We start from the raw sequence: 23326 nt of genomic DNA on the forward strand, positions 1-23326 counted from the left end.
GCAACGAGCCGGATAAGGACGCTCACACGCACCCACCCACCGTGGGCGCACACGGTGTGCGTCCCGGCTCAACCGACCGGATACCCGCTGAGAGCGCCGGACACACCGCGCCCCGACGCCGCAGTCGCGGCCGAGCGCTCAGAATCGGTCGGTGGGGCGGTACAACCCCCATACCTCGCGCAACGTCCCGCAGACCTCACCCACTGTCGCCCGGGCCCGCAGCGCCTCCTTCATCGGGTACAAGACGTTCGCCGTGCCCTCGGCGGCGGCCCGGAGGTCGGCGAGCGCCCGTGCCACCGCGTCGGCGTCCCGCTCGGAGCGCAGCCGGGCCAGCCGGTCGGCCTGGGCCGCCTCGATCGTCGGGTCGACCCGCAGCGGCTCGTACGGCTCCTCCTCGTCCACGGTGAACCGGTTGAGCCCGACCACCACCCGTTCCCCCGAGTCGATCTCCTGGGCGATCCGGTACGCGGACTGCTCGATCTCCCGCTTCTGGAACCCGGCCTCGATCGCGTCCACCGCCGAGCCGTGGTCGGCCACCCGCTCCATCAACTCGACGGCGGCGGCCTCCATCTCGGCGGTCATCGCCTCCACCACGTACGACCCGGCGAACGGGTCGACGGTGGCGGTCAGGTCCGTCTCATAGGCCAGCACCTGCTGGGTACGCAGCGCGAGCCGCGCCGCCTTCTCGGTGGGCAGCGCGATCGCCTCGTCGAAGCTGTTGGTGTGCAACGACTGGGTACCACCGAGCACGGCACCCAGACCCTGCACCGCCACCCGGACCAGGTTCACCTCCGGCTGCTGGGCGGTGAGCTGCACGCCCGCGGTCTGGGTGTGGAACCGCAGCATCATCGACTTCGGATCCTTGGCGCCGAAGTCGTCCCGCATCAGCCGGGCCCAGATCCGCCGGGCGGCGCGGAACTTCGCCACCTCCTCCAGCAGCGTGGTGCGGGCCACGAAGAAGAACGACAGCCGGGGCGCGAAGTCGTCGACGGCGAGCCCGGCAGCCAGCGCGGCCCGTACGTACTCCACCCCGTTGGCCAGGGTGAACGCGATCTCCTGCGCGGGCGTCGCGCCGGCCTCCGCCATGTGGTAGCCGGAGATGGAGATGGTGTTCCACTTCGGCACCTCGCTGCGGCAGTACGCGAACGTGTCGGCCACCAGGCGCAGCGACGGCTTCGGCGGGAAGATGTACGTCCCCCGGGCGATGTACTCCTTGAGGATGTCGTTCTGGATGGTGCCGTTGAGCGCCGTGCCCGGCACCCCGTTCTCCTCGGCGACGAGTTGGTAGAGAAGCAGCAGCACCGAGCCGGGCGCGTTGATGGTCATCGAGGTGGACACCTTGTCCAGTGGGATGTCGGCGAAGAGCAGCCGCATGTCCTCGATGGAGTCGATCGCGACACCCACCTTGCCGACCTCGCCGTGCGCGATCGGCTCGTCCGAGTCGTAGCCCATCTGGGTCGGCAGGTCGAACGCGACCGAAAGGCCCATCGTGCCGGCCCGCAACAGCTGGTGGTACCGCGCGTTGGACTCGGTGGCGGTGCCGAAGCCGGCGTACTGGCGCATGGTCCACGGGCGGGAGGTGTACATGGTGGGGTAGACACCCCGGGTGTACGGGAATTCGCCCGGGCTGCCGAGCCGGGAGTCCAGGTCCTCCGGAAGGTCGGCCTCCGTGTAGACGCCGTTGATCGGGAAACCGGACTCACTTGACCGCCGTTGGTTCATCCCCGGATGGTAGGACGCCTGGCCACGTCGTCGGGTGAGGGATACCGCACAGTGCGTCCCGACCGGTCGACATCAGGTGAACGACAGTGCACGTTCTGTCGACTTCGACAAACGTCCGCCGCGTCGGCTTTCACATCGGGCGTCGGAACCAGCAAGATAGGGGGGTTGTGTCCCAGCCCCCCTCGATTTCCCCCGGTGGCTTTTCTGTGACTCAGATCCCGACGTGGAGCGGCGGACCAGTTAGTCCCGCCAACGGACGAGCGGCGCCCGGCACCACCATTGGTGGCCGGTACTCGCTGCGGTCCTCGGTGGGCAACGGCGGCATGGGCACGGTGTGGCGCGCCACAGACACCCTGCTGCGCCGTGACGTGGCGGTGAAGGAGGTCGTCCTGCCCCCGGGGCTGGCCCCCAGCGACCGCGACGCCATGTACGAACGCACCCTGCGCGAGGCCCGCGCCGCCGCCGCCATCCAGCACCCCGCGGTGGTGCAGGTGTACGACGTGGTCACCGAGGCCGGTCGGCCGTGGATCGTGATGGAGCTGCTGGACGCCCGCAGCCTCGCCGACATGGTGATCGAGGACGGGCCGGTCGCGCCCCGCGCCGTCGCCAAGATCGGCATCGCGCTGCTCGGCGCGTTGGAGGTCGCGCACGCGATCGGTGTGCTGCACCGTGACGTCAAACCCGCAAACGTGCTGATCTGCACCGACGGGCGGTGCGTGCTGACCGACTTCGGGGTCGCCCGGATGCCCACCGACGTTCAGCTCACCACCCCCGGCATGGTGCTCGGCTCGCCGCACTTCATCTCGCCCGAGCGGGCCATGGGGCAGGAGTTCGGCCCGCCCAGTGACCTCTTCTCGCTGGGTGTGACGCTCTACACCGCTGTCGAGGGGCGGCCCCCGTTCGACAAGGGCGACCCGATCGAGACCATGCACGCCGTGGTGGAGGACCCGCCCGCCCCACCGCAGCGCAGCGGCCCGCTGACCCGGGTGCTGATGGGTCTGCTCGAGAAGGACCCGGCGCGCCGACTCGACGTGCACACCTCCCGGGCCATGCTGCGCGAACTGCTCGCCGGCCCGCTGGGCAGCACCGCGACGGCTGTGCACTCGGTCACCGACCCGTACGCCGTGGTGCCGGTGCAGCAGCGCCCCATCCCCGTCCTCCCGCCGGCCCAGCCGGAGCCGAAGCCGGACAGCCAGATCGGTGGCAAGGCGATGCTGGCCCCGGGCGAGTCCCTGACCGACCGGCTGGCCTCGCTGCGCCGGGGGGAGCGCCCGCAGGCAGCTCGCCCGGCCGACTCCACCGGTGGGCTCGACGAGACCAGCGCCGACGCGTTGGCCGGCCCGCTGCACACGCCGACCGGCGCGATGCCGGCTCCCGGTCGACCGGCGGCCGGGCGCACCTACGGCGGCAACGCGGACGCCACCCAGCGGGTGGACGCCGGCGGGCACCCCGACGCCACCCAGCGGGTCAGCTACGGCAGCCCGGCCGATGCCACCCAGCAGGTCGGGTACGGCGGCGCAGCACCGGAGGCCACCCAGCGCGTCGGCGGCACCTACGGCGGCGGCAACCAGTGGTCGGTGCCGGGCACCGGCCAGCCCTGGGCCACCACGCCCGCCGCTTCGGGTGGCGGCGCGCTGGACAAGGTCCGGGCCACCGGTGGTCAGCTCGTCACCACGGTCAAGGGCTGGCCGCGCAAGGTGCAACTCGCCGCGGCTGGCGGGTTGGTCGTCGTGCTGCTGCTCACCGTGGTGGCGCTCTCCGGCGGCGAAGACCCCCCGCCGAACACCCCGGCGGCGCAGCCCACCGCGTCGTCCGCCCCGGCGGCTCCCACTGTCGAGATGCAGGAGCACACGGCCCGCGGAATCCAGGTCATGGTGCCGAAGGGCTGGAAGAAGGCCACCGGCGGCTCGTACACCGACTACATCGACCCGGCCGACAGCGGCCGCAAGGTCCGCATCATCACCGAGAAGTGGAGCAGCAGCTCCGTCCGGTGGGCGGAGACGGCCGAGAACGGCCTCAAGACCCGGAGCACCTCCTGCGTCAAGCCGTACAACCAGATCTCCTCCACCGAGACCGAGCTGGCCAGCAAGCCGGCAGCGGAATTCGAGTACACCTGCGGCGAGGGTGACGCGATGCGGCACGGCATCTGGCGGGGCGTGGCCCAGGACGGCAAGGCGTACTCGTTCTACCTCACCGCCACGGACGCCAAGTTCGCGGAGAGCAAGCCGATCTTCGAGGAGATGGCGCGGACGTTCCAGCTCACCGGAAACGGCTGAGCCGGAGGGAACCCACAGGGGTGATCCGCCGCCGTGCTATCAAGGGGCATGGCGGCGGACACCACTGACATCGACGACATTCGCGAGCAAGCCCGGCGCTGGCTGGCCGACGACCCCGACCCGGTCAGCCGGGACGAGCTGACGGCGGTGCTCGACCGGCTGCCGGCGAGCGCCCCGGAGCTGGCCGACCGGTTCGCCGGCCCGCTGACCTTCGGCACGGCGGGCCTACGCGGCCCGCTGCGCGCCGGCCCGAACGGCATGAACCTCGCCGTGGTCACCCAGGCCGCTGCCGGCCTGGTCACCTGGCTCGCCGCCCAGGGAGGCACCGGCCCGCTGGTGATCGGGTACGACGCCCGGCACGGCTCCCGGCAGTTCGCGGAGCGCACCGCCCAGGTGGCCACCGGCGCGGGCCGCCCGGCGCTGCTGCTGCCCTACCCGCTGCCCACCCCGGTGCTGGCGTACGCCGTGCGGCACCTCGGCGGTGTCGCCGGCGTGATGGTCACGGCCAGCCACAACCCGCCGCAGGACAACGGCTACAAGGTCTACCTCGGCGCGGAGCTGGGCGGCGAGTTGGGCGCGGGCGCGCAGATCGTGCCACCCGCCGACGCCGGTATCGAGGCGGCCATCCGATCGGTCGGACCGCTGGGCCAGGTGCCGTTGGGCGAGCCCGGTCAGGTGCTCGGCGACGACCTTGTCGCCTCGTACGTCGAACGGGCCACAGGGGTGATCGACCCGGACGGGCCACGGGACCTGACGGTGGCGTACACCCCGCTGCACGGGGTGGGCGCTGCGGTGCTCACCGCCGCCTTCGCCCGCGCTGGCTTCCCGACCCCCGGGGTGGTGCCCGACCAGGCCGAACCGGATCCGGCGTTCCCCACCGTGTCGTTCCCCAACCCGGAGGAGCCGGGTGCGGTGGACCGGCTCATCGCCCTGGCCGACTCCACCGGCGCGGACCTCGCCATCGCCAACGACCCGGACGCCGACCGTTGCGCCGTGGTCGTCCGGGACGACCGCGACGGCTGGCGGATGCTGCGCGGCGACGAGGTGGGCGTCCTGCTCGCCGACCACCTGATGCGTCGGGGGGTGACCGGGCTCTACGCCACCACCATCGTGTCGTCGTCACTGCTGCGGGCGATGTGCGCGGCTCGGGGCCTGCCCTACGACGAGACGCTGACCGGCTTCAAGTGGATCGTGCGGGCCGGCGGCGGAAGCGCGCCGCTGGTCTTCGGCTACGAGGAGGCGCTCGGCTACTGCGTGGCCCCGGAACACGTCCGGGACAAGGACGGCATCACCGCCGCGCTGACCGTGGCCGAGTTGGCCGCCGGCCTGAAGTCGCAGGGTCGTACGCTGACCGACCGGCTGGACGAGCTGGCCGCCGAGTTCGGCGTACACCACACCGACCAGCTCTCCGTCCGGGTGGACGACCTGCGGGTCATCGCCGACGCGATGGCGCGGATCCGCAAGCACACCCCGACCACCCTGCTCGGGCAGCCGGTGGACAGCGTCCGGGACCTGCTGCCCGAGTCGGACGTGGTGATCCTGCGGACCGCGGTCGCCCGGGTGGTGATCCGCCCGTCCGGCACCGAGCCGAAGCTCAAGGCGTACCTCGAGGTGGTGGAACCGGTCGTGGACGGTGACGTCCAGACGGCCCGCAGCAGGGCGGCGCAGGCGGTCGCCGCCCTGCGTGGCGAGATCGCCGCAGCTCTGGGGCTCTGACCGGCGCCTCGGGTCAGCGGCGCGGGCCGAGTGCCTGGTCGACGGCCCTGGCCAGGGCGGCGACGACCAGGCCGACCGACGGGCGGACCACCGAGTCGTCGGTGCTCACCTCGCCGGAGAACCCGGCGCCGGTGGCGATCTCCGTCAGCCGACGGCGGGCGTCGGCGGCGGCCTCGCCGCTCACGCCGAGCGCGGACTCCATCCGGAGCACCACGACCAGGGTGGCCAGCGCGGCGGTCCGCTCGTCCGGGGCTGCCGCGCCGGTCAGCGCCTCGGCCAGCCGCTGCCGGGTCTCCGCCTCGACGGAGGTGTCCACGACCGGGTAACGGTGCACGTGGATGAAGCCCAGCTCGGTCTCGTCGACGTCCCGGACGACGCCCTGCCGGCACAGGTCAGCGAGGATCCGGTCGCGCAGGCCGTGCCGCAGACGCTGCACCCAGGACGCCGGGGTGTGCGGGGTGTCGGCGGCGATCCGGCTGAGGACATCGTCGCTGAACGGCTCGCCGGTCGGCGTCGGGTCGATCACCGTCAGGGACCCGTCGGCGTACGCGATCCGGCCGGCCAGAGCCAGCTCGACCAGCACCGCGGCGGCCATGCCCAGGTCCAGGCTGATCCGTGGCATGGTCGCCTTGCCGGTCGTGTCGTCGTAGGCGAGGAGCAGCAACTCCTCGGCGAGCGCAACACCAGTCATGGCCGGAGACGGTAGCGGGTCCGGGCACCCCGCGCACGGACCCGCCGGACCCGGCACCGACCGGGTATCGCCTCAGAAGCGGGGCATGCCACCGAACTGGCGGTCGCCGGCGTCGCCGAGGCCGGGGACGATGAACATGCGGTCGTTGAGCCCCTCGTCGATCGAGGCCGTGACCAGGCGCAACGGCAGGCCGGAGCGCTCCAGCCGCTCGATGCCGACCGGGGCGGCGAGCACACAGAGCACCGTGATGTCGGTGCAGCCCCGATCGGCCAGCAGCCGACAGGAGTGCTCCAGCGAACCACCGGTGGCCAGCATCGGGTCCAGCACCAGCACCGGCAGCCCGGCCAGGTCGCGGGGCAGCGACTCCATGTACGCGCGGGGCTCGTAGGTCACCTCGTCGCGGGCCAGGCCCACGAAACCCATCGACGACTCGGGCAGCAGGCCCAGCGCGGCGTCCGCCATGCCCAGGCCGGCGCGCAGTACCGGGACCAGCAGCGGCGGATTGGCCAGCCGGGTGCCCTCGGTGCCGGTGACCGGCGTCTGCACCGGGTACCGCTCGACGGGGAAGGTGCGCGCCGCCTCGTACACCAGCATGGTGGTCAGTTCGTGCAGCGCCGCCCGGAACGTCGAGGAATCGGTGCGCGCGTCCCGCATGGCAGTCAACCTGGACTGGGCCAGCGGGTGGTCAATGACGTGTACGTCCACGATCGCTCAACCTACCGGTCCGTACCGCGCGGCGGTGCGGGTGCGGTCGGACCAGGGGACGTCGCTCACGTCGGCACGTCATCGAGCGGTCGTGAGCAAGATCACTCGGTGGTCTGGTGCGTAGACTTCTCGGCATGACGGCGACAACGACGTCGGCCCGGTCGGAGCTCTCCGAGCTGGGACGATCCGAGACCGCTCTGCGGACCTTCCTGCACGGCCTGCCCGGCGTGGACCAGGTCGGCGCGGAGCAGCGGGCGGCACAGCTCGGCACCCGCTCCATCAAGACCACCGCCAAGGCCCAGGCGATCGACCTGGCGATCCGGATGGTCGACCTGACCACCCTGGAAGGGGCGGACACCCCGGGCAAGGTGCGCGCGCTCGCCGCGAAGGCCCTGCGTCCGGACCCGGCCGACCCGTCCTGCCCGCACGTCGGCGCGGTCTGCGTCTACCCGGCGATGGTCCCCTACGTGGCGGAGGTGCTGCGCGGCTCCGCCGTGCACCTGGCCAGCGTGGCGACAGCGTTCCCGTCGGGTCAGGCGCCGTTGGAGATCAAGCTGGCCGACACCCGGGCCGCCGTCGCGGCCGGCGCCGACGAGATCGACATGGTGATCAACCGGGGTGCGTTCCTGGCCGGGCGGTACAAGGAGGTCTACGACGAGATCGTGGCCACCAAGGAGGCTTCCGGGGACGCCCACCTCAAGGTGATCCTGGAGACCGGCGAGCTGGCCACCTACGACAACGTCCGGCGGGCCTCCTGGCTGGCCATGCTGGCCGGTGGCGACTTCATCAAGACCTCCACCGGCAAGGTCCCGATCGCGGCGACGATGCCGGTGAGCCTGGTGATGCTGGAAGCGGTCCGTGACTTCCGCGAGGCGACCGGGCGGCAGGTGGGCGTGAAGCCCGCCGGTGGCATCAAGACCACCAAGGACGCGATCAAGTACCTGGTGATGGTCAACGAGACCGTCGGCCCGGACTGGCTCGACCCGGACTGGTTCCGCTTCGGCGCGTCCAGCCTGCTCAACGACCTGCTGATGCAGCGCACCAAGCTGACGACCGGCACCTACTCCGGTCCCGACTACTTCACCCTGGACTGATAGCCGATGTTCGAATACGCCCCCGCCCCCGAGTCCCGCTCGGTGGTGGACCTCAAACCCTCGTACGGGCTGTTCATCGACGGCACGTTCGTTGACCCGACCGACGGTGGCAGCTTCAAGTCGATCAACCCCGCCTCCGAGGAGGTGCTGGCCGAGGTCGCCGAGGCCGGCGCCCAGGACGTGGAACGCGCGGTGCGCGCCGCCCGCAAGGCGTACGACAAGGTCTGGGGCCCGATGCCGGGCCGGGACCGGGCGAAGTACCTGTACCGGATCGCCCGGCTCATCCAGGAGCGCTCCCGCGAACTGGCCGTCCTGGAATCGCTGGACAACGGCAAGCCGATCCGCGAGTCCCGGGACGTCGACCTGCCGCTGGTCGCCGCGCACTTCTTCTACTACGCGGGCTGGGCCGACAAGCTGGAGTACGCCGGCTTCGGTTCGAATCCGCGGCCCATCGGCGTGGCTGCGCAGGTCATCCCGTGGAACTTCCCGCTGCTCATGCTGGCCTGGAAGATCGCCCCGGCGCTCGCGGCGGGCAACACGGTGGTGCTGAAGCCGGCCGAGACCACCCCGCTGACCGCGCTGCTCTTCGCTGAAATCTGCCAGCAGGCCGAGCTGCCGGCCGGTGTGGTCAACATCCTCACCGGTGCCGGCGACACCGGCCGCGCGCTGGTCGAGCACCCCGGCGTGGACAAGGTCGCCTTCACCGGCTCCACCGACGTGGGCCGGGCCATCGCCCGGTCGGTCGCCGGCACCCGCAAGAAGCTCACCCTGGAACTGGGCGGCAAGGCCGCCAACATCGTCTTCGACGACGCACCCATCGACCAGGCCGTCGAGGGCATCGTCAACGGCATCTTCTTCAACCAGGGGCACGTCTGCTGCGCCGGCTCGCGACTGCTGGTCCAGGAGAACGTGGCCGACCGGGTGCTGGAGTCGCTGAAGCGGCGGATGGCTCAGCTCCGGGTCGGTGACCCGCTGGACAAGAACACCGACGTCGGCGCGATCAACTCGGCCGCCCAGCTGGAGCGGATCCGCGAGCTGTCCGACGCCGGCTCGGCCGAGGGCGCCGAGCGCTGGTCACCGCCGTGCGACCTGCCCGATCGGGGCTTCTGGTTCGCGCCGACCATCTTCACCGGCGTCACCCAGGCACACCGGATCGCCCGCGAGGAGATCTTCGGCCCGGTGCTGTCGGTGCTCACCTTCCGCACCCCGGCCGAGGCCGTGGAGAAGGCCAACAACACGCCGTACGGGCTGTCGGCCGGGATCTGGACCGACAAGGGTTCCCGCATCCTGTGGATGGCCGACCGGCTGCGCGCCGGCGTGGTCTGGGCCAACACCTTCAACAAGTTCGACCCCACCTCGCCGTTCGGTGGTTACAAGGAGTCGGGCTACGGTCGCGAGGGCGGCCGGCACGGGCTGGAGGGCTACCTCAATGTCTGAGCGGGTCGCGGTACGCAAGACGTACAAGCTCTTCATCGGCGGGAAGTTCCCGCGCAGCGAGTCGGGACGGTCGTATCTCGTGCAGTCCTCGAATGTGTCACTGGCCTCCCGCAAGGACGCCCGGGACGCGGTGGTCGCCGCCCGCGCCGCCGTCAAGGGCTGGGCCGGCGCGACCGCGTACAACCGGGGTCAGATCCTCTACCGGGCCGCCGAGATGCTGGAGGGCCGCCGCGAGCAGTTCGTCGCCCTGGGCATCCCCGGCGACGAGGTGGACGCCGCGGTCGACCGCTGGGTCTGGTACGCCGGCTGGGCCGACAAGCTGGCCCAGGTGTACGGCGGCGCCAACCCGGTCGCCGGCCCGTACTTCAACATCTCCGCGCCCGAGCCGACCGGCGTGGTCGCGGTGGTCGCCCCGGAGCGTCCGGCGCTGCTCGGCCTGGTCAGCGTGATCGCCCCGGCGATCGTCACCGGCAACACAGTGGTGGTGGCGGCGTCGGCGACCGAGCCGCTGGCGGCGGTGACGCTGGCCGAGGTGCTGGCCACCTCCGACCTGCCTGGCGGTGTGGTCAACATCCTCACCGGCGCGATCACCGAGACCGCGCCGACGCTGGCCGCGCACATGGACGTCAACGCGATCGACCTGACCGGGGTCACCGACGCCGCGCTCGCCACCGACCTGGAGGTCAAGGCGGCGGAGAACCTCAAGCGGGTGCTCCGGCCGGCTCCGGCCGACCACGACTGGTCGGTCGACCCGGGCCTGGACCGGATGACGACGCTGTTGGAGACGAAGACGGTGTGGCACCCCAAGGGGGTGTGATCGTCTTTTCTCGGCCTTCTGGGTTTTCGGGGGAGCCCCACCCGCTCCGGGCGGTCAGGCTTGATCCCTCAGCGGGTGGGGCTCCCCCGAAAACCTGACGTGGGCCGGGTTCGTCGGGTGGGTCAGCTCGGGTGTACTGCCTCGGGTTGGGTTACCGGTCAGCGGGCCGTCGGCCGCCCCGCCCCACCGGGTACGTCCCCGCGCCCCCCGCTGCCCCGCTTCCCCGCTGATCCGCCGATCCTGGCTGGTGATCATGGGGTTGGCGGGGTGTTTGATCTCCGTCGAGCCGGTCAACCTCATGATCACCGCTGGGGTGGGGTGGGGGTGGGTGGGGGTGGTGGAGCGGGGGCGGCTGGGTCGGTGGGGGTCTACTACCGGGGGTAGGATTGTTTCGTGACTCGGTTGGGCGATCTTGAGCGTGCGGTGATGGACGTGCTGTGGGACGTGGTTCCCGGCACGTCGGACGGGGTGACCGTACGCGAGGTGGCCGACGCGCTCGATGGCCGTGAGCTGGCGTACACCACGGTGATGACCGTGCTGGACCGGCTCGCCGGCAAGGGCATGGTGCAACGGGAGCGGGAGGGTCGGGCCTGGCGGTACCGTCCGGCGGCCAGCCGCGAGGCGCACATCGCTCAGCTCATGCTCGACGCCCTCGACCTGGGTGGCAGTCGGGACGCCGCGCTGGTGCGCTTCGCCCGCTCGGTGACCGGCACCGAGGCCGAGGTGCTGCGAGCGGCCCTCGGCAGTGAGGCCGGCCTGACCGGGCCGGGCTCCACCGGCGGCGACGCGGGCGGGGCCGACGCCCTGACCGACCGGGTGGACGGGCCGGCGGGCCGACGACCCGCCGGCGAGGCAGCGGAGCGGTAGGGCGCGCGCCATGGCCTACGCCGTGCACTTCGCCGCCACCATGCTGGCCTGCTATCTGACCGCCCAGGTGTTGGCCCGCTCCACCTGGACGTGGCGCAGCCCCCGGGTGGCGATCATCTGCTGGCAGGCCGTCGGGTTGGCGTTGGGCCTCTCGGCGATGGGCCTGCCGATGGCGCTCGGGTTGAGCGCGTACGACCGGCCGACCGGTAGCGCACTGCTCGCCCTGGCCAACGACCTCGCCCACGGCGCCCTGCCGATCGGGGTGGGCACGTTCCACCTGGCCGGCGTCGGCGTGGGCTTCGGCATCGGGGCGGTACTGGTCACGACGACCGTGCGCAGCATCCACGGCACCGTACGCGCCCAGCGTCGCCACCGGGACCTGCTCTCCCTGGTCGCCCGGAACGACCCGGCCGCGCCGGGCGCGCTGGTGCTGGATCATCCGAGCGCCGCCGCGTACTGCCTGCCGGGCGTCAAGCCGCAGGTGGTGGTCAGCGCCGGCACCCTGAGCCTGCTGGACCGGGCCGAGCTGGCCGCGGTTCTCAGCCACGAGCGTGCGCACGCCCACGAGCGGCACGACCTCGTGCTACTGCCGTTCACCGCGCTGTGCCGGGCGCTGCCGTGGTTCGGCTGGGTGCGCGACGCGCACGAGCGGGTCGCCCTGCTGGTCGAGATGCGCGCCGACGACAAGGCCCGCGAGTTGCACGCCGAGGCCCCGCTGGCGGGTGCGCTGCGCCGGTTCGCCGCCGCCGGGCACCGGATCACCCCGGCCGGTGCGCTCGGCATGGGCGACCGGGATCTCGACGTACGGGTGCAGCGGCTGCTGGTCAGCGACCGGCCGCCCCGGGTTCTCGGTGCCACCGCCCTCGCTGTCGCCACCACCCTTGTCGCCCTCCCGGTCACCCTCTTCCTGAGCTGACGCCCACAAGGCGTCACTGAGCCCACGCGGCAGAACGCGCCCAGGGCGCTGCCTCGTGCGCCGCAACGCACCCCACACGCGGCCCGCCCGGTCCGCACTCCACGCGCCGCCCGCACGGCCCGCACCCCACGCGCGGCCCCGCCCGGTCCGCACTCCACGCGCCGCCCGCCCGGCCCGCACCCGACGCGCGGGCCGCCCGGTCCGCACCCCACGCGGCCGCACCCCACGCGGGCCCCCGAGCCCTCGCCCCGCACCGTCGCCCCGTGCGCCCGCCCCACGCCCCCGCGCGCCAGCTCCGCACGCTCGCGCCAGCCCCCGCACGCCCGCGCCCGCGCCCGCACCGCGCGCCCGGCACTCCCTCGCAAGATCGCACTCGATCCAGGATCGAGGGGCATCCCGGGGCCTTGGAACCACCACATCCAGGATCGAGTGCTTCCCCCCATGTACTACGTGGCGTAGTAGGGTTGCCTACGACGGCGCGTAGTAGTTCCTACCAGTAGGCAAACTACGTGTAGGGTGGCTACGACAAGGGAGCCAACGCTATGGAGGGCTGGTCATGGACACCCTGCTCCTCGCCCGCCTGCAGTTCGCCACCACCACCTCGATCCACTTCCTGTTCGTGGTCGTCACGCTCGGCCTGGTCACCCTGCTGGTCGGCATGCAGACCGCCTGGGTGCTCACCGGCAACCCGAAGTGGGAGCGGCTAACCCGCTACTGGGGCCAGCTCTACGTGATCAACTACGTGCTCGGCATCGCCACCGGCATCGTGATGGAGTTCCAGTTCGGGCTGAACTGGAGCGGCCTGTCGCGCTACGTCGGCAACGTCTTCGGCGCGCCGCTGGCCATCGAGACGCTGGTGGCGTTCTTCCTGGAGTCCACGTTCCTCGGCATGTGGATCTTTGGCTGGCACCGGCTCGGCAAGGGCGTCCACCTCGCGTTGCTCTGGGGCGTGGCGATCACCGCGTACGCCTCAGCGTTCTGGATCATGGTGGCCAACTCCTGGCTCCAGAATCCGGTCGGCTACGAGGTCCGCGACGGGATCGCCCACCTCACCGACTTCGGTGCGCTGCTCACCAACCCCAGCCTCGGCATGGCCTTCGGGCACGTGGTCTCGGCGGCGCTGCTGGTCGGCGGGATGCTGATGGCGGCGGTCAGCGCCGGGCACCTGATCCGGCGTACCCCGGACTTCGCGCTCTTCCGCACCTCACTGCGGATCGGCCTGGTCACCGCGGCACTGGCCATCACGATGGTGCAGGGCTTCGGTTTCGCCCAGTTCGGCCCGGTGGGCGCGGTGCAGCCGACCAAGTTCGGCGGCGACGGCCCGGAGAGCCAGGCGATGATCGCCGAGTGGACCACGCGGTTCGGCCCCGGGGACTACACCCCGCCGGTGCTGGCCAGCGTCGGGTTGGGCTTCATGATCCTGATCGGTTTCACCCTCGGTTGCGTCTGGCTCCTGCTGCCCCTGCTCTTCCGGGACTGGGTCATCCGACTGCGCTTCCCGCTCTGGCTGATCCTGCTCGCCCTGCCACTGCCGTTCATCGCGGTGATCCTCGGCTGGATCTCCCGGGAGGTCGGCCGTCAACCCTGGGTGGCGTACGGGCTGCTCCCCACCGAGCAGGCCGTCTCCCCGGTCAGCGCACCGCTGATGCTCGCCTCGCTGATCGGGTTCAGCCTGCTGCTGGGCACCCTCGCCGTCACCAACTGGGTGCTGCTCGCCCGGCACGCCAGGCGCGGGGCGGCCGACCCGGCGCTCGGCCGCCCGCCGGCACCGCCCAGCGAGCCGGCCCACCCCGAACCCGCCCTCCTCTGAGGAGTAGACCGTGGACCTCGCCTGGTACGCCCTGCTCGGCCTCTTCTTCGCCTGCTACCTGGTGCTCGCCGGCTACGACTACGGCGTCGGGCTGCTGCTCGCCCGCGGCGTCGGCCCGGCCGGGCGGCGGGAGGCGCTCACCGCGCTCGGCCCGTTCTTCCTCGGCAACGAGGTCTGGCTGGTGGCCGCCGTGGGCATCCTCTTCGGCGCGTTCCCCCTCCTGGAGGGCGAGTTGCTCGCCGGCTGCTATCCGGTCGTCGCCGGTGCCCTGGTCGGCGTCATCCTGGTCACCGTCGGCGTACAGCTGCGCAGCCGACCCGACGACGAGCGGATCCGGGCCCGCTGGGACCGCGTCGTGATGATCGGCAGCGCCCTCGCCGCGCTGGGCTGGGGTGCGCTGCTCGCCGCGCTGTTGCAGGGCGTACCCCTCCAGGCCGACGGGCACGTCGCCGGGGTGACACACCTGGCCACCCCGTTCGCGGCCGCCGCCGGGCTGGCCATGGTCACAGTGGTCGCGGTGCACGGGGCGACCTTCCTCACAGTGCGGCTGTCGGCCGAGGCCGCCGCCGTGGTCGGTCGTACGGCCCGCCGGCTGGTGCCAGTGGCGCTCACCGCTGTCGCCCTGGCCACCGTCGTGGGCCTGCTCTCCGCCCGGGTACGCGACTCCGTGCAGCGGCCGGGGGCGGCCTTACTCCTACCGGTGCTGCTGGTGGCGGCGCTGCTGGCGGCCCGCGCGGCGCTGACCCGGCGGCGGCCAGGGTGGGCTCTGGTCGCCACCGGCACCGCCCTGGCGCTGCCGGTGCTGCTGGTCGGAGCCGCTCTCTGGCCCTACGTGCTGGTGTCCACGACCGACCCGGACGCCTCGCTGCGGGTGGCCGACGCCGCCGCCAGCGCGCCGACACTGCGGCTGCTGGGCTGGGTGGCGCTGCCGCTACTTCCGGCCCTACTAGGCTTCCAGGCGATGTGCTGGTGGGTTTTCCGAGGACGGACCGACGGTAGGGCACCGGTGTACTGGTGAGCCGCCGTCCGTTCGACCCGCGTCTGCTGCGCCGGGTCCCTGCGGCCCGGGGCGACCTTGCCGTGCTCGCGCTCCTGGGGGTGCTGGCCGCCGGGTTGATCGTGGCGCAGGCCACCGCGCTCGCGTCGCTGCTGGCCACCGCGATCGACGGTCGGCTGGATCGACCGGCGCTGGCCGGCTTCGTGGTCGCGGTCGCCGCCCGCTCGGCCCTGGTCTGGGCGCAGGGCACGGTCTCGGCGCGGGTCGCCGCCACGGTCAAGGCCACGCTGCGGGCCGACCTGCTCGGCGCGGTGGGACGGCACGGGCCCGGCTGGGTGGCCGGGCAGCGGGCCGGTGAGATCGCCACCCTGGCCGGGCGTGGGCTGGACGCGCTGGACGCGTACTTCACCGGGTACCTGCCGCAACTGGTGCTCAGCGTGACGGTGCCCGTGGCGGTGCTGGCCCGGGTCGTCTTCGCCGACTGGAGTTCGGCGGTGATCATCGCGGTGACCCTGCCGCTGATCCCGGTCTTCGGCGCGCTGCTCGGCTGGCAGGCGCAGGCCGCCACCGAGCGGCAGTGGCGGCGGCTCGCGCTGCTCGGCGGGCACTTCCTCGACATGGTCACCGGGCTGCCCACGCTGCGCGCGTTCGGGCGGGCCCGGGCGCAGACCGACGTGGTGCGCCGGATGGCCGACGGTCACCGCGTCGCCACCATGAAGACGCTGCGGATCGCGTTCCTCTCCGCGCTGGTCCTCGAGTTGGTCGCCACCCTCTCGGTGGCGCTGGTCGCGGTGCCGGTCGGCATCCGCCTGCTCGGCGGCGGGCTGGCACTGCAGACCGCGCTGCTGGTGCTGCTGTTGACCCCGGAGGCGTACCTGCCGCTGCGAGCCGCCGGTAGCCGCTTCCACGCCAGCATGGAGGGGCTGGCCGCGCTGGACGAGGCGTTGACGGTTTCCGCCGCACCCGCCGCGCCCCGGGCCGCCGAGGGCGCCTCCGTCCCGGACGCTCGGGCCGAGATCCGGTTCGAGGGGGTGACCGTGGCGTACGAGCGGACCACCGCCCTGCGCGACGTGACACTGACCATCCGGCCCGGCGAGCGGATCGCCATCATCGGGCCCAGCGGTGCCGGCAAGAGCACGCTGCTCGGCCTGCTACTGGGTTTTGTGGTGCCGACCAGCGGCCGGATCACGGTGGACGGGGTCGACCTCACCACCGCCGACCCGGACGCCTGGCGCCGGCAGCTCGCCTGGGTGCCGCAGCGGGCCCACCTCTTCGCCGCCTCGCTGGCTGACAACATCCGCCTCGGCGCACCGGACACCCCTGCCGACGTACTCACCGCCGCGGTGCACGACGCCGCCCTGGACGACGTGGTGGCCGGCCTGCCCGACGGCCTGGACACCCTGCTCGGTGAGCGCGGTCACGGGCTGTCCAGTGGGCAGCGGCAGCGGGTGGCACTGGCCCGGGCGTTCCTGCGCGCCGCCCCGGTGGTGCTGCTCGACGAACCCACCGCCCGACTCGACACGGCGGCCGAGGCGGTGGTGCTCGACGCCACCCGTCGCCTGGTCGCCGGGCGGACGGCGCTGCTGGTCGCGCACCGACCGGCGTTGCTGGCCGACGCCGACCGGATCCTGCGCATCGAGGACGGTCGGGTCACCGAGTTGACACCCGAACCGACCGGGAAGGCCGCCCGATGACCGCCGAACACAGGCCGGCGGTGGTGGCCGACGCCGCACCGGCCGGGCGGGCCGCCGCCGAGCGGGCCGTGCTGCGACTGGCCCGGCCGTACCTGGGCCGCCTGGTCGGAGCCGGGCTGCTGGCGGCCGCCACCGAGTTCGCCGGGCTGGCCCTGATGGCCACCGCCACCTGGCTGCTGATGAGCGCCGCCGGTCAGCCTCCACTGGACCGCCTCACCGTGGCGATCGTCGCGGTCCGGGCGCTGGCGATCAGCCGGGGCGTGTTCCGCTACACCGAACGGCTCGCCGGGCACGACGCGGTGCTCCGCATGATCACCGACGTCCGGGCCCGGGTCTTCGCCACCCTGGCCGCCCGCCGGGGCACGGCGCACCGCTCGGGGGACGTGCTGAGCCGACTGGTCTCCGACGTGGAGGCCGTCCAGGACCTGTTGCTGCGGGTGCTGGTGCCCGCTTCGGCGGCGGCAGTGGTCGGAGTGTCGGCGGTCGCCGTGGCGGCGCTGATCTCACCACCGGCGGCGGGCGCGCTCGCCGTCGGGCTGCTGGTCGCCGGGGTGGCGCTGCCCGCGTTGGCCACCGCGGTCACCCGTCGCAGCGCCGCCGAGGTGGCCCCCCTGCGGGGTGCGCTGGCCACCGACGCGATCGACCTCACCCACGGCGCGGCCGACCTGGCCGCGTTCGGGGCGACCGACGTCACGCTGCGCGCCGCCGCGCAGCGCGCCCACCGGCTGGCCCGGCTGGAACGTCGGCTCGCGGCCACCGGGTTCGCGGTGGACGCGGCCGGCGTGCTGGCCGCCGGCGTGACCGCCGCGGCGGTGGTGCTGGTCGCGCTCGCCGCCGACGTGCCGGGGGTGCTGGTGGGCGTCCTGGCCGTCGGCACACTGGCCGCCGTCGAGGTGACGCTGGCGTTGGTAGCGGCGGCCCGACAGTGGACGCAGCTGCGGCCCGGCCTGACCCGGGTGGCCGACCTGCTCGACGCCGACCCGCCGACCGCGCCGCCGGCGACCGGTCCAACGGACCTGACCGGCCCGCACGAGCTGCGCTTCGTCGACGTGACAGTGCGGTACCGGGCCGGTGCGGCACCCGCCCTGGACGGGTTCAGTCTGGACCTGCCGGCAGGACGCCGGATCGCGGTCGTCGGCCCGAGCGGCGCCGGCAAGAGCACAGTGGCCGCCGTGCTGACCGGCACCGTCCGGCCCGCGTCCGGCCGGGTCACCCTGGACGGTCACGACCTCTCGGCGTACGCCGAGGAGGCGCTGCCGCGCGCGGTCGGCGGGCTGCTGGCCGAGGCGTACGTCTTCCATGCCACGGTGCGGGAGAATCTGCTGCTCGGGCGGGCCGGAGCGGGCGAGGAGGAGCTGACCGCCGCTACCGCCGCCGCCGGCCTGCTGGACTGGGTCCGCGCTCAGCCGGCAGGCTGGGACACGCTGGTCGGCGAGGAGGGCGGGCAGCTCTCCGGTGGGCAGCGGCAGCGGCTCGCGCTCGCCCGGGCCCTGCTCGCCGCGCCGCCGGTGCTGGTGCTCGACGAGCCCACCGAAGGTCTGGACCCGACCGCAGCGGACGCGGTGCTCGCGTCCGCCCTCGCCGCCACCCCCGCCGGGCACTCGGTGCTGCTGATCAGCCACCGGCTCAGCGGGCTGGCCGAGCTGGACGAGATCGTGGTCCTGGACGGCGGCCGGGTGATCCAGCGCGGTCGGCACGCCGAGTTGGTCGCGGCCCCGGGCTGGTACCGGGACCAGTGGCTGCTCCAGGCCGCGGCCGAACGGGGTTACCTGGCGCTCGCCCCCTGACCCGACTCGGGGGCGGACCAGGGTTTTCCCGGACGTCGACCGGCCGGAGTCCATGGCACTGTGGTGCCATGGGGCGCGGTGAGGACGTGATGGTCGACGAGCACCTGCGGGAGCTGGCCGCTCGACTGCAGGGGCCGGCGCGGCTCAAGTCCGACCTGCTGACCGAGGCCCGGCACGGGTTGCTGGACGCCGTCGAGGCGTACCGCGAGAGCGGTGTGCCACCCACCGAGGCGCAGCGCCGGGCGGTGGTGGAGTTCGGCTCACCGGCGCAGCTGCTCCCGTCCTGGCAGGCCGAGCTGGCGGTGGGCGCCCTGCGTGGGCTTTCCCTGCGGATGCTGGCCATCGCCGGGGTGGGGGTGGTCGCCGGTGATCTGACCTGGCGTGGGTCGAGTTGGAGCGGTGGCCCGCGTCCCCCGGCCGGCTACCTGCTGCTCGCCGCCTCGGTCGACTGGATCTGGATGGGTGCGCTGCTGCTCGCGGTGGCCGGTCTGCTGGTGGTCTGGGCGAGCGCGCGGGCGCCCCGGCCGGGCCTGGCTCTGGCCCAGCGCGCGGTGGGCGCCGGCCTGACCGGCGTGCTGGTCCTCGGCATAGTGGCCGGTAGCGCCCTCTTCACCTGGTCACTCAACCTCTGGGACGCGGCGCTGCACTGGCCGCCGATGATCATCGGGGCGGTATTGGTGGGCGGCGCCTACTTCTCGCTGACCCGCGCGGCGCGCGGCTGGCTGCTGGCCGCCGCCCGCTGATCGGCGTCGGATCCGAGCGGGTCAGGCCGGGGTGGGCGGGCTGCCGGGATCGAGGAACCGGCCGACGGTCAGTTGGAACTCGCGCCAACCGGCCCGCTCCCCGGCCAGCGCCCGCCGGCCGGAGTCGGTGAGCTGGTACGTCCGCCGTTCCCGGCCGCTGACCGTGCTCCAGGTGCTCGCCACGTGGCCGGCGCGTTCCAGGCGACGGAGTGCCGGATAGATGGTGCCGGTGGGCAGATCCAGACTGCCGTCACTGCGGGCGCGCAGCGCCTCGATGATCGCGTAGCCGTGCAGCGCGCCCTGTTCGAGCACGGCGAGCAGCAGAGCGTCGAGATGGCCGTGCAGCGCCTGGGCCTTCATACGTAGCTACGCTACTTGTCGAACCGCCGCTTCGCCAGCGGTGACGACCAGCAGGTCGGACCCGTGCGCCAACCGGCCACCGGGGTGCGGGCATCGGTCACCCAGGGCCGCCGACTAGGGTATGTGCCCAGAGTCACTCGCCGGTCAGAGACCCCGGTGGGTGGGCAACCCGAAGCACACGGAGGTCAGCGTGGCCCGCCAGTCGCCCCAACGGCCCGACGCCGACGAGCCCGAGCTCGACGACACCACCGGCGCGGCCGAGCCAGACGAGACCGAGCGCCCGTCGGCATCGACCGACCGCTCACTCTGGGACGAGCTGCGCATCGACCCAGTGGAGATCGCCCTGCCCGCCGGCACCGGCTTCACGCTCCGGGCGTACCGACCGGCCAGCTCGCTGACTCCGACCGACGTGACCGAGCGCGACCAGGACGATCCGTTCCTCGCCCGCCGCCAGGTCATCGAGGAGGAGGAGGACGACGAGACCGTCGTCATCCTCGACGAGGAGCTGGCCCAGGAGTTCGCCGACGAGGACGACGAGTCGACGCGCCGCCGGGACGGCGCCGCCACCGCGACCGACGAGGAGTCGGACGAGGCCGTCACGGACGAGGCGGACGACGAGGAGGTGCCGGTCTTCCTCAGCCACCGAGGCAAGCTGCTGCTGTTCAAGACCCCCGAGTCGCTTGTCAGTTTCATCCGATCCGGTGCGCCCAACGATCTGTCCCAACTGGACAGCTGGAATGAATTGTCCGAACGGGTGGAGCCGGCAGATATCGCTCCGCTCGACGAGGACACCTACGAGCTCGACCTGGTCGTGGAGAACCTGCGCGGCGGACACGACACGTGGGATTCGACCCTGCTGATCGAGGCGGGCGAGGCCGCGCGTGACCTCTCGTACGCATTGCGGCTGCCTGCGGTACTCGACATGCTCTCCGCCGGCTCCAGCCTCGACGACCTGGACGAGGCGCTGCGTGGCACCGCCAACGGTGGGATCGGCGCGTTCATGGCTCGGCGACGGCTGAAGAAGATCGGGGCGCAGACCGCAAGTTTGGGTTGGCGCACCATTGTCGGCAAGATCTCTGCGGTGGTGGACTGGCGCGACTGACCCGTACCGGGGAGCATCAGTTGCTGGCAGAGGAAAGACCTGTCCCGGGAGGAGGACGACGCCGTGGCGCTCGTGCGCGTTTACTGCGGTCTGGCCTCGGCGGATCCGGCTGACCGACCGGCCTCCGCCGGTTCGACGCTGACGTCCGCTGTGGTCGACGACGCAGGCCGTCTGCTGCATGTCTGCGAGATCAGCGATGACGCCGCTGGCTACGCCCAGCTCGTCGCGCTGCTCGTGGAGCGGTCGGGCGGGCCGAGCGGTGCGGCCATCGCCGCCGACAGCGACGACCACACGGTCACCTCGCTGCTGAGCGCGGCGGGGCGACCCCTGGCGATCGCCGACGACGACTCGGTGGACGACTTCGCCGAGCGGTTCGCCGACGACGACTCCCTTGAGGAGATGCAGTCACCTCCGGCCGAACGGCGGGCGGTCGGCCTCGCCCGCGCGTTGCAGGCGGGGGCGCTCTCCGCCGTCACCCTGCCGGCACCCCGGGACCTCGCCGGTTACAAGCAGGTGCTCTCCGCGCACGCCGCGCTGGCCAGTGGCCGACACTCCGCCGCCGTGGCGCTGCGCGAGGTCCTGCGTGAGCTCTACCCGGCGGCCCTGCGCGCCTACCCCGACCCGGCCGAGCCGGTCTCCCTGGCCGTGCTGGACGCGCTGCCCGAGCCGGGCATGCTCGGCGGCACCGTGGCCCGGGGCCGCGAGGTGTCGGTCGCGGCGGATGCCATCGCCGCGCACCTCGCCGCGGACGGGGTCGCCGACGCGGAGGAGATCAACGAGGCGGTCACCGCCCTGCGGGTCGCCATCTCCGAGACACCCCGACGTGCCGCGGTCAACCGGGCGCTCACGTCCGCGGTGGCCGAGACGGTCCGCCAGGCCGTCGCCTCCGTACGGGCCTGCGACGCCGGCTGTGAGGCGCTGGTCAGCGCGCTCAGCTCACGGGTCAGCACGCCTGCCCAGGCACCCGGCCGCCGGGCCGCGGCCCGCCGTGGCGAGTCCGTCGGCGAGCTGACCGGCCTGGCCGGCACCAACGCCGGGTTGACCGGCCTCGCCGGCACCAACGCCGGGTTGCGGTCGGTCCGACCCACCCCGGCAGCCGCCGACCCGGCACCCGCTGTCGGGCGGCGCAGCCGTCCCGAGCCGGTCCCCGGTAACGCGCCGTTGGCGTCGCCCCGCCCGCTCGGGCCACCGCCGGTCGCCCCCGCCCCGGTCACGCCGCCGCCGGTCGCACCCGCGCCGATGACTCCGGCGGCGATGGCTGGTCCGCCGGCGTCCACGCTGCCCAGTCGCAGCGAGCCGCTGCCCAGCCGGATCGACGGCCCGACCAACCGGCCCGTCTCCTCGCCGCCGCCTCCGCCGCCCGGGATCACCCCGATCGCGCCGGCGCAGCGCGGCACGGTGCCGCCGGCCGAGGCCGGTGAGCCGTTCCGGCCGACGCTGACCACCGCCGCGATCAACAACGCGCGGGCCGAGCGGCAGCGGACTGTCATTCCGCCCCGCCCCAAGACCAACGGCGAGCCCCGGCCGAGCCACCTGCAACGCCCTGTCGACGAGGCACCCACCGGCGGGTTCAGCGCCACCGATCTCAGCATTCCGGTGCCGACCCCCCGCCCGGGTCAGGAGGCCGCACCGCCCGGCTCCCGTGCCAACTGGCCGCTGGTCAACAACCCGGAAGATCCGTCCGACAGCTCACCGAACAACCCGGTGGCCTACTCGTACGGCGGCAGCCGCGGTGTCGACGCCCCGACCGACCCGGGTCGGGCCGACGGTCGGGTCACCCCACCGTGGTTGGCGGACGACCTGCCACCGGAGCCGCCGATGCTGCGGCTGGTGGAGCCGCCGCCGCTGGCCGACAGGGCGCTGCGCGAGGGGCTCAGCCCTCCCGCGGACCAGCACCTGGAGACGCCACCGCTGCGTCTCGTCGACCGCGAGCAGGCCGCTCGCAACGGTCGGGCGGCCGCCCGCACCGAGCGCGCCGCCGAGCACCGGCCGTCGCCCCCGGTCGAGCACCGACCACCGCCGATGGAGCACCGGCCGCCGCCGGTCGCCGACGAGGGCGACGGCGATCTGCTGATCTTCGCGCAGGCCAAGTCGGCCTGGTTCGTCGGGCAGGCCGAGGAGTCCGACCTGGACTGGTCGACCACGGCCGACACCGGCTGGCAGGCCGCGGAGCAGGCCGCCCGCCCGGCGGTGGGCGCCGAGACCAATGCCGGGCTGCCGAAGCGCGTGCCGCAGGCCAACCTGGTGCCGGGTTCGCCGCTGCGCGAGGAGCGTCCATTGCGGATAGTGCGTGATGCGGCGAGCCTCGCGGAGAACACGACCGGCTACTTCCGTGGCTGGCGTCGCGGCCAGGAGATCGGCGGTTTCGCGGTGGGTGGCCGGCCCGGTCGCGAGGCGGCCGGCGGCTGGGACTTCAGCCGCGACCACGGGGACCGCGACGACGACCGGGAGTACGAGTACCGCTCGGCGGGCTACCAGTCCTGATCCCCCTTCTCACACGCGGAAGCGCCTACCTCACGCGCATGTTGAAGACCGGCAGGTACCCCACCGTGGCCCGGCTCGTCATCGACGGCGCCCACCTCAACGCCGAGG

18 protein-coding genes are annotated in these 23326 nt (G+C 73.1%); 14 read left to right on the forward strand and 4 right to left on the reverse strand.

What is annotated here, in order from left to right; translation table 11 throughout:
* Window positions 1–138: 138 nt before the first annotated feature.
* On the reverse strand, window positions 139–1722 hold the full coding sequence (locus ABTW72_RS24695; RefSeq protein WP_350862202.1) for an acyl-CoA mutase large subunit family protein: 1584 nt from the start codon (window positions 1720–1722) through the stop codon (window positions 139–141).
* A gap of 206 nt (window positions 1723–1928) precedes the next feature.
* Here ABTW72_RS24695 and ABTW72_RS24700 point away from each other — a divergent pair, with 206 nt between their 5' ends.
* Window positions 1929–3998 (forward strand): serine/threonine-protein kinase, encoded by a 2070-nt coding sequence (locus ABTW72_RS24700; protein WP_350862204.1) that lies wholly within the window; start codon window positions 1929–1931, stop codon window positions 3996–3998.
* 48 nt (window positions 3999–4046) lie between these two features.
* Window positions 4047–5714: a phospho-sugar mutase gene (locus ABTW72_RS24705; protein ID WP_350862206.1), complete on the forward strand. Its 1668-nt coding sequence runs from the start codon at window positions 4047–4049 to the stop codon at window positions 5712–5714.
* A 13-nt stretch (window positions 5715–5727) separates the two neighbouring features.
* On the opposite strand, the gene ABTW72_RS24710 is transcribed toward ABTW72_RS24705, so the two are convergent.
* Both ABTW72_RS24710 and upp read right to left on the reverse strand, forming a co-directional pair.
* The gene (locus tag ABTW72_RS24710; protein WP_238684464.1) at window positions 5728–6405 is read right to left on the reverse strand and encodes a GOLPH3/VPS74 family protein; all 678 of its coding nucleotides are present in this window, start codon (window positions 6403–6405) and stop codon (window positions 5728–5730) included.
* A gap of 72 nt (window positions 6406–6477) precedes the next feature.
* Window positions 6478–7110 (reverse strand): uracil phosphoribosyltransferase, encoded by a 633-nt coding sequence (upp, locus tag ABTW72_RS24715; protein ID WP_124862038.1) that lies wholly within the window; start codon window positions 7108–7110, stop codon window positions 6478–6480.
* Window positions 7111–7244: 134 nt separating this feature from the next.
* Between upp and deoC the strand changes: the two genes are divergently transcribed.
* From deoC to ABTW72_RS24765, 10 genes are all read left to right on the forward strand, one after another.
* On the forward strand, window positions 7245–8204 hold the full coding sequence (gene deoC / locus ABTW72_RS24720) for a deoxyribose-phosphate aldolase (protein WP_091394490.1): 960 nt from the start codon (window positions 7245–7247) through the stop codon (window positions 8202–8204).
* 6 nt (window positions 8205–8210) lie between these two features.
* Window positions 8211–9641: an aldehyde dehydrogenase family protein gene (locus tag ABTW72_RS24725; protein ID WP_350862209.1), complete on the forward strand. Its 1431-nt coding sequence runs from the start codon at window positions 8211–8213 to the stop codon at window positions 9639–9641.
* Window positions 9634–10458 (forward strand): aldehyde dehydrogenase family protein, encoded by an 825-nt coding sequence (locus tag ABTW72_RS24730; RefSeq protein WP_350862211.1) that lies wholly within the window; start codon window positions 9634–9636, stop codon window positions 10456–10458. The genes ABTW72_RS24725 and ABTW72_RS24730 overlap by 8 nt, the downstream gene beginning before the upstream one ends.
* 393 nt (window positions 10459–10851) lie before the next feature.
* Window positions 10852–11325, forward strand: coding sequence for a BlaI/MecI/CopY family transcriptional regulator (locus ABTW72_RS24735; RefSeq protein WP_091394501.1), 474 nt, complete (start codon window positions 10852–10854; stop codon window positions 11323–11325).
* A 10-nt stretch (window positions 11326–11335) separates the two neighbouring features.
* Window positions 11336–12241 carry a M56 family metallopeptidase gene (locus tag ABTW72_RS24740; protein ID WP_350862213.1) on the forward strand — a complete coding sequence of 302 codons (906 nt, stop codon included), beginning with the start codon at window positions 11336–11338 and terminating at the stop codon, window positions 12239–12241.
* A gap of 556 nt (window positions 12242–12797) precedes the next feature.
* A complete protein-coding gene (locus ABTW72_RS24745) occupies window positions 12798–14051 on the forward strand; it encodes a cytochrome ubiquinol oxidase subunit I (RefSeq protein WP_350862215.1) in 1254 nt (417 codons plus the stop codon).
* A 10-nt stretch (window positions 14052–14061) separates the two neighbouring features.
* Window positions 14062–15069, forward strand: a complete 1008-nt coding sequence (locus ABTW72_RS24750) for a cytochrome d ubiquinol oxidase subunit II (protein ID WP_350862217.1) — start codon at window positions 14062–14064, stop codon at window positions 15067–15069.
* Complete coding sequence (gene cydD, locus ABTW72_RS24755) at window positions 15066–16742, forward strand: thiol reductant ABC exporter subunit CydD (RefSeq protein WP_350862219.1); 1677 nt, start codon at window positions 15066–15068, stop codon at window positions 16740–16742. The genes ABTW72_RS24750 and cydD overlap by 4 nt, the downstream gene beginning before the upstream one ends.
* On the forward strand, window positions 16739–18529 hold the full coding sequence (gene cydC / locus ABTW72_RS24760; RefSeq protein ID WP_350862221.1) for a thiol reductant ABC exporter subunit CydC: 1791 nt from the start codon (window positions 16739–16741) through the stop codon (window positions 18527–18529). The genes cydD and cydC overlap by 4 nt, the downstream gene beginning before the upstream one ends.
* Before the next feature lie 68 nt (window positions 18530–18597).
* Entirely contained in the window at window positions 18598–19272 is a 675-nt protein-coding gene (locus tag ABTW72_RS24765; protein WP_350862223.1) for a permease prefix domain 1-containing protein, read from the forward strand.
* A gap of 21 nt (window positions 19273–19293) precedes the next feature.
* Here the strand turns inward: ABTW72_RS24765 and ABTW72_RS24770 are convergent, their stop codons facing one another.
* On the reverse strand, window positions 19294–19632 hold the full coding sequence (locus ABTW72_RS24770; RefSeq protein WP_091394524.1) for a PadR family transcriptional regulator: 339 nt from the start codon (window positions 19630–19632) through the stop codon (window positions 19294–19296).
* Between the two features lie 160 nt (window positions 19633–19792).
* Here ABTW72_RS24770 and ABTW72_RS24775 point away from each other — a divergent pair, with 160 nt between their 5' ends.
* Together ABTW72_RS24775 and ABTW72_RS24780 are read left to right on the forward strand one after the other, a co-directional pair.
* On the forward strand, window positions 19793–20734 hold the full coding sequence (locus tag ABTW72_RS24775) for a SatS C-terminal domain-containing protein (RefSeq protein ID WP_350862225.1): 942 nt from the start codon (window positions 19793–19795) through the stop codon (window positions 20732–20734).
* 39 nt (window positions 20735–20773) lie between these two features.
* Window positions 20774–23218, forward strand: a complete 2445-nt coding sequence (locus ABTW72_RS24780; RefSeq protein WP_350862247.1) for a transposase — start codon at window positions 20774–20776, stop codon at window positions 23216–23218.
* The last annotated feature ends 108 nt before the right edge of the window (window positions 23219–23326 follow it).

The organism is Micromonospora sp. NPDC127501 (assembly GCF_040302185.1).
GTDB lineage: Bacteria > Actinomycetota > Actinomycetes > Mycobacteriales > Micromonosporaceae > Micromonospora.

What these genes read in the sequence shown, in the direction of transcription:
- ABTW72_RS24695 (WP_350862202.1), bottom strand. Translation starts at nt 1,722, where the DNA reads ATGAACCAACGGCGGTCAAGTGAGTCCGGTTTCCCGATCAACGGCGTC.
- cydC (WP_350862221.1), top strand. Translation starts at nt 16,739, where the DNA reads ATGACCGCCGAACACAGGCCGGCGGTGGTGGCCGACGCCGCACCGGCC.
- ABTW72_RS24725 (WP_350862209.1), top strand. Translation starts at nt 8,211, where the DNA reads ATGTTCGAATACGCCCCCGCCCCCGAGTCCCGCTCGGTGGTGGACCTC.
- ABTW72_RS24705 (WP_350862206.1), top strand. Translation starts at nt 4,047, where the DNA reads ATGGCGGCGGACACCACTGACATCGACGACATTCGCGAGCAAGCCCGG.
- ABTW72_RS24730 (WP_350862211.1), top strand. Translation starts at nt 9,634, where the DNA reads ATGTCTGAGCGGGTCGCGGTACGCAAGACGTACAAGCTCTTCATCGGC.
- ABTW72_RS24770 (WP_091394524.1), bottom strand. Translation starts at nt 19,632, where the DNA reads ATGAAGGCCCAGGCGCTGCACGGCCATCTCGACGCTCTGCTGCTCGCC.
- ABTW72_RS24740 (WP_350862213.1), top strand. Translation starts at nt 11,336, where the DNA reads ATGGCCTACGCCGTGCACTTCGCCGCCACCATGCTGGCCTGCTATCTG.
- ABTW72_RS24745 (WP_350862215.1), top strand. Translation starts at nt 12,798, where the DNA reads ATGGACACCCTGCTCCTCGCCCGCCTGCAGTTCGCCACCACCACCTCG.
- ABTW72_RS24765 (WP_350862223.1), top strand. Translation starts at nt 18,598, where the DNA reads ATGGGGCGCGGTGAGGACGTGATGGTCGACGAGCACCTGCGGGAGCTG.
- ABTW72_RS24710 (WP_238684464.1), bottom strand. Translation starts at nt 6,405, where the DNA reads ATGACTGGTGTTGCGCTCGCCGAGGAGTTGCTGCTCCTCGCCTACGAC.
- deoC (WP_091394490.1), top strand. Translation starts at nt 7,245, where the DNA reads ATGACGGCGACAACGACGTCGGCCCGGTCGGAGCTCTCCGAGCTGGGA.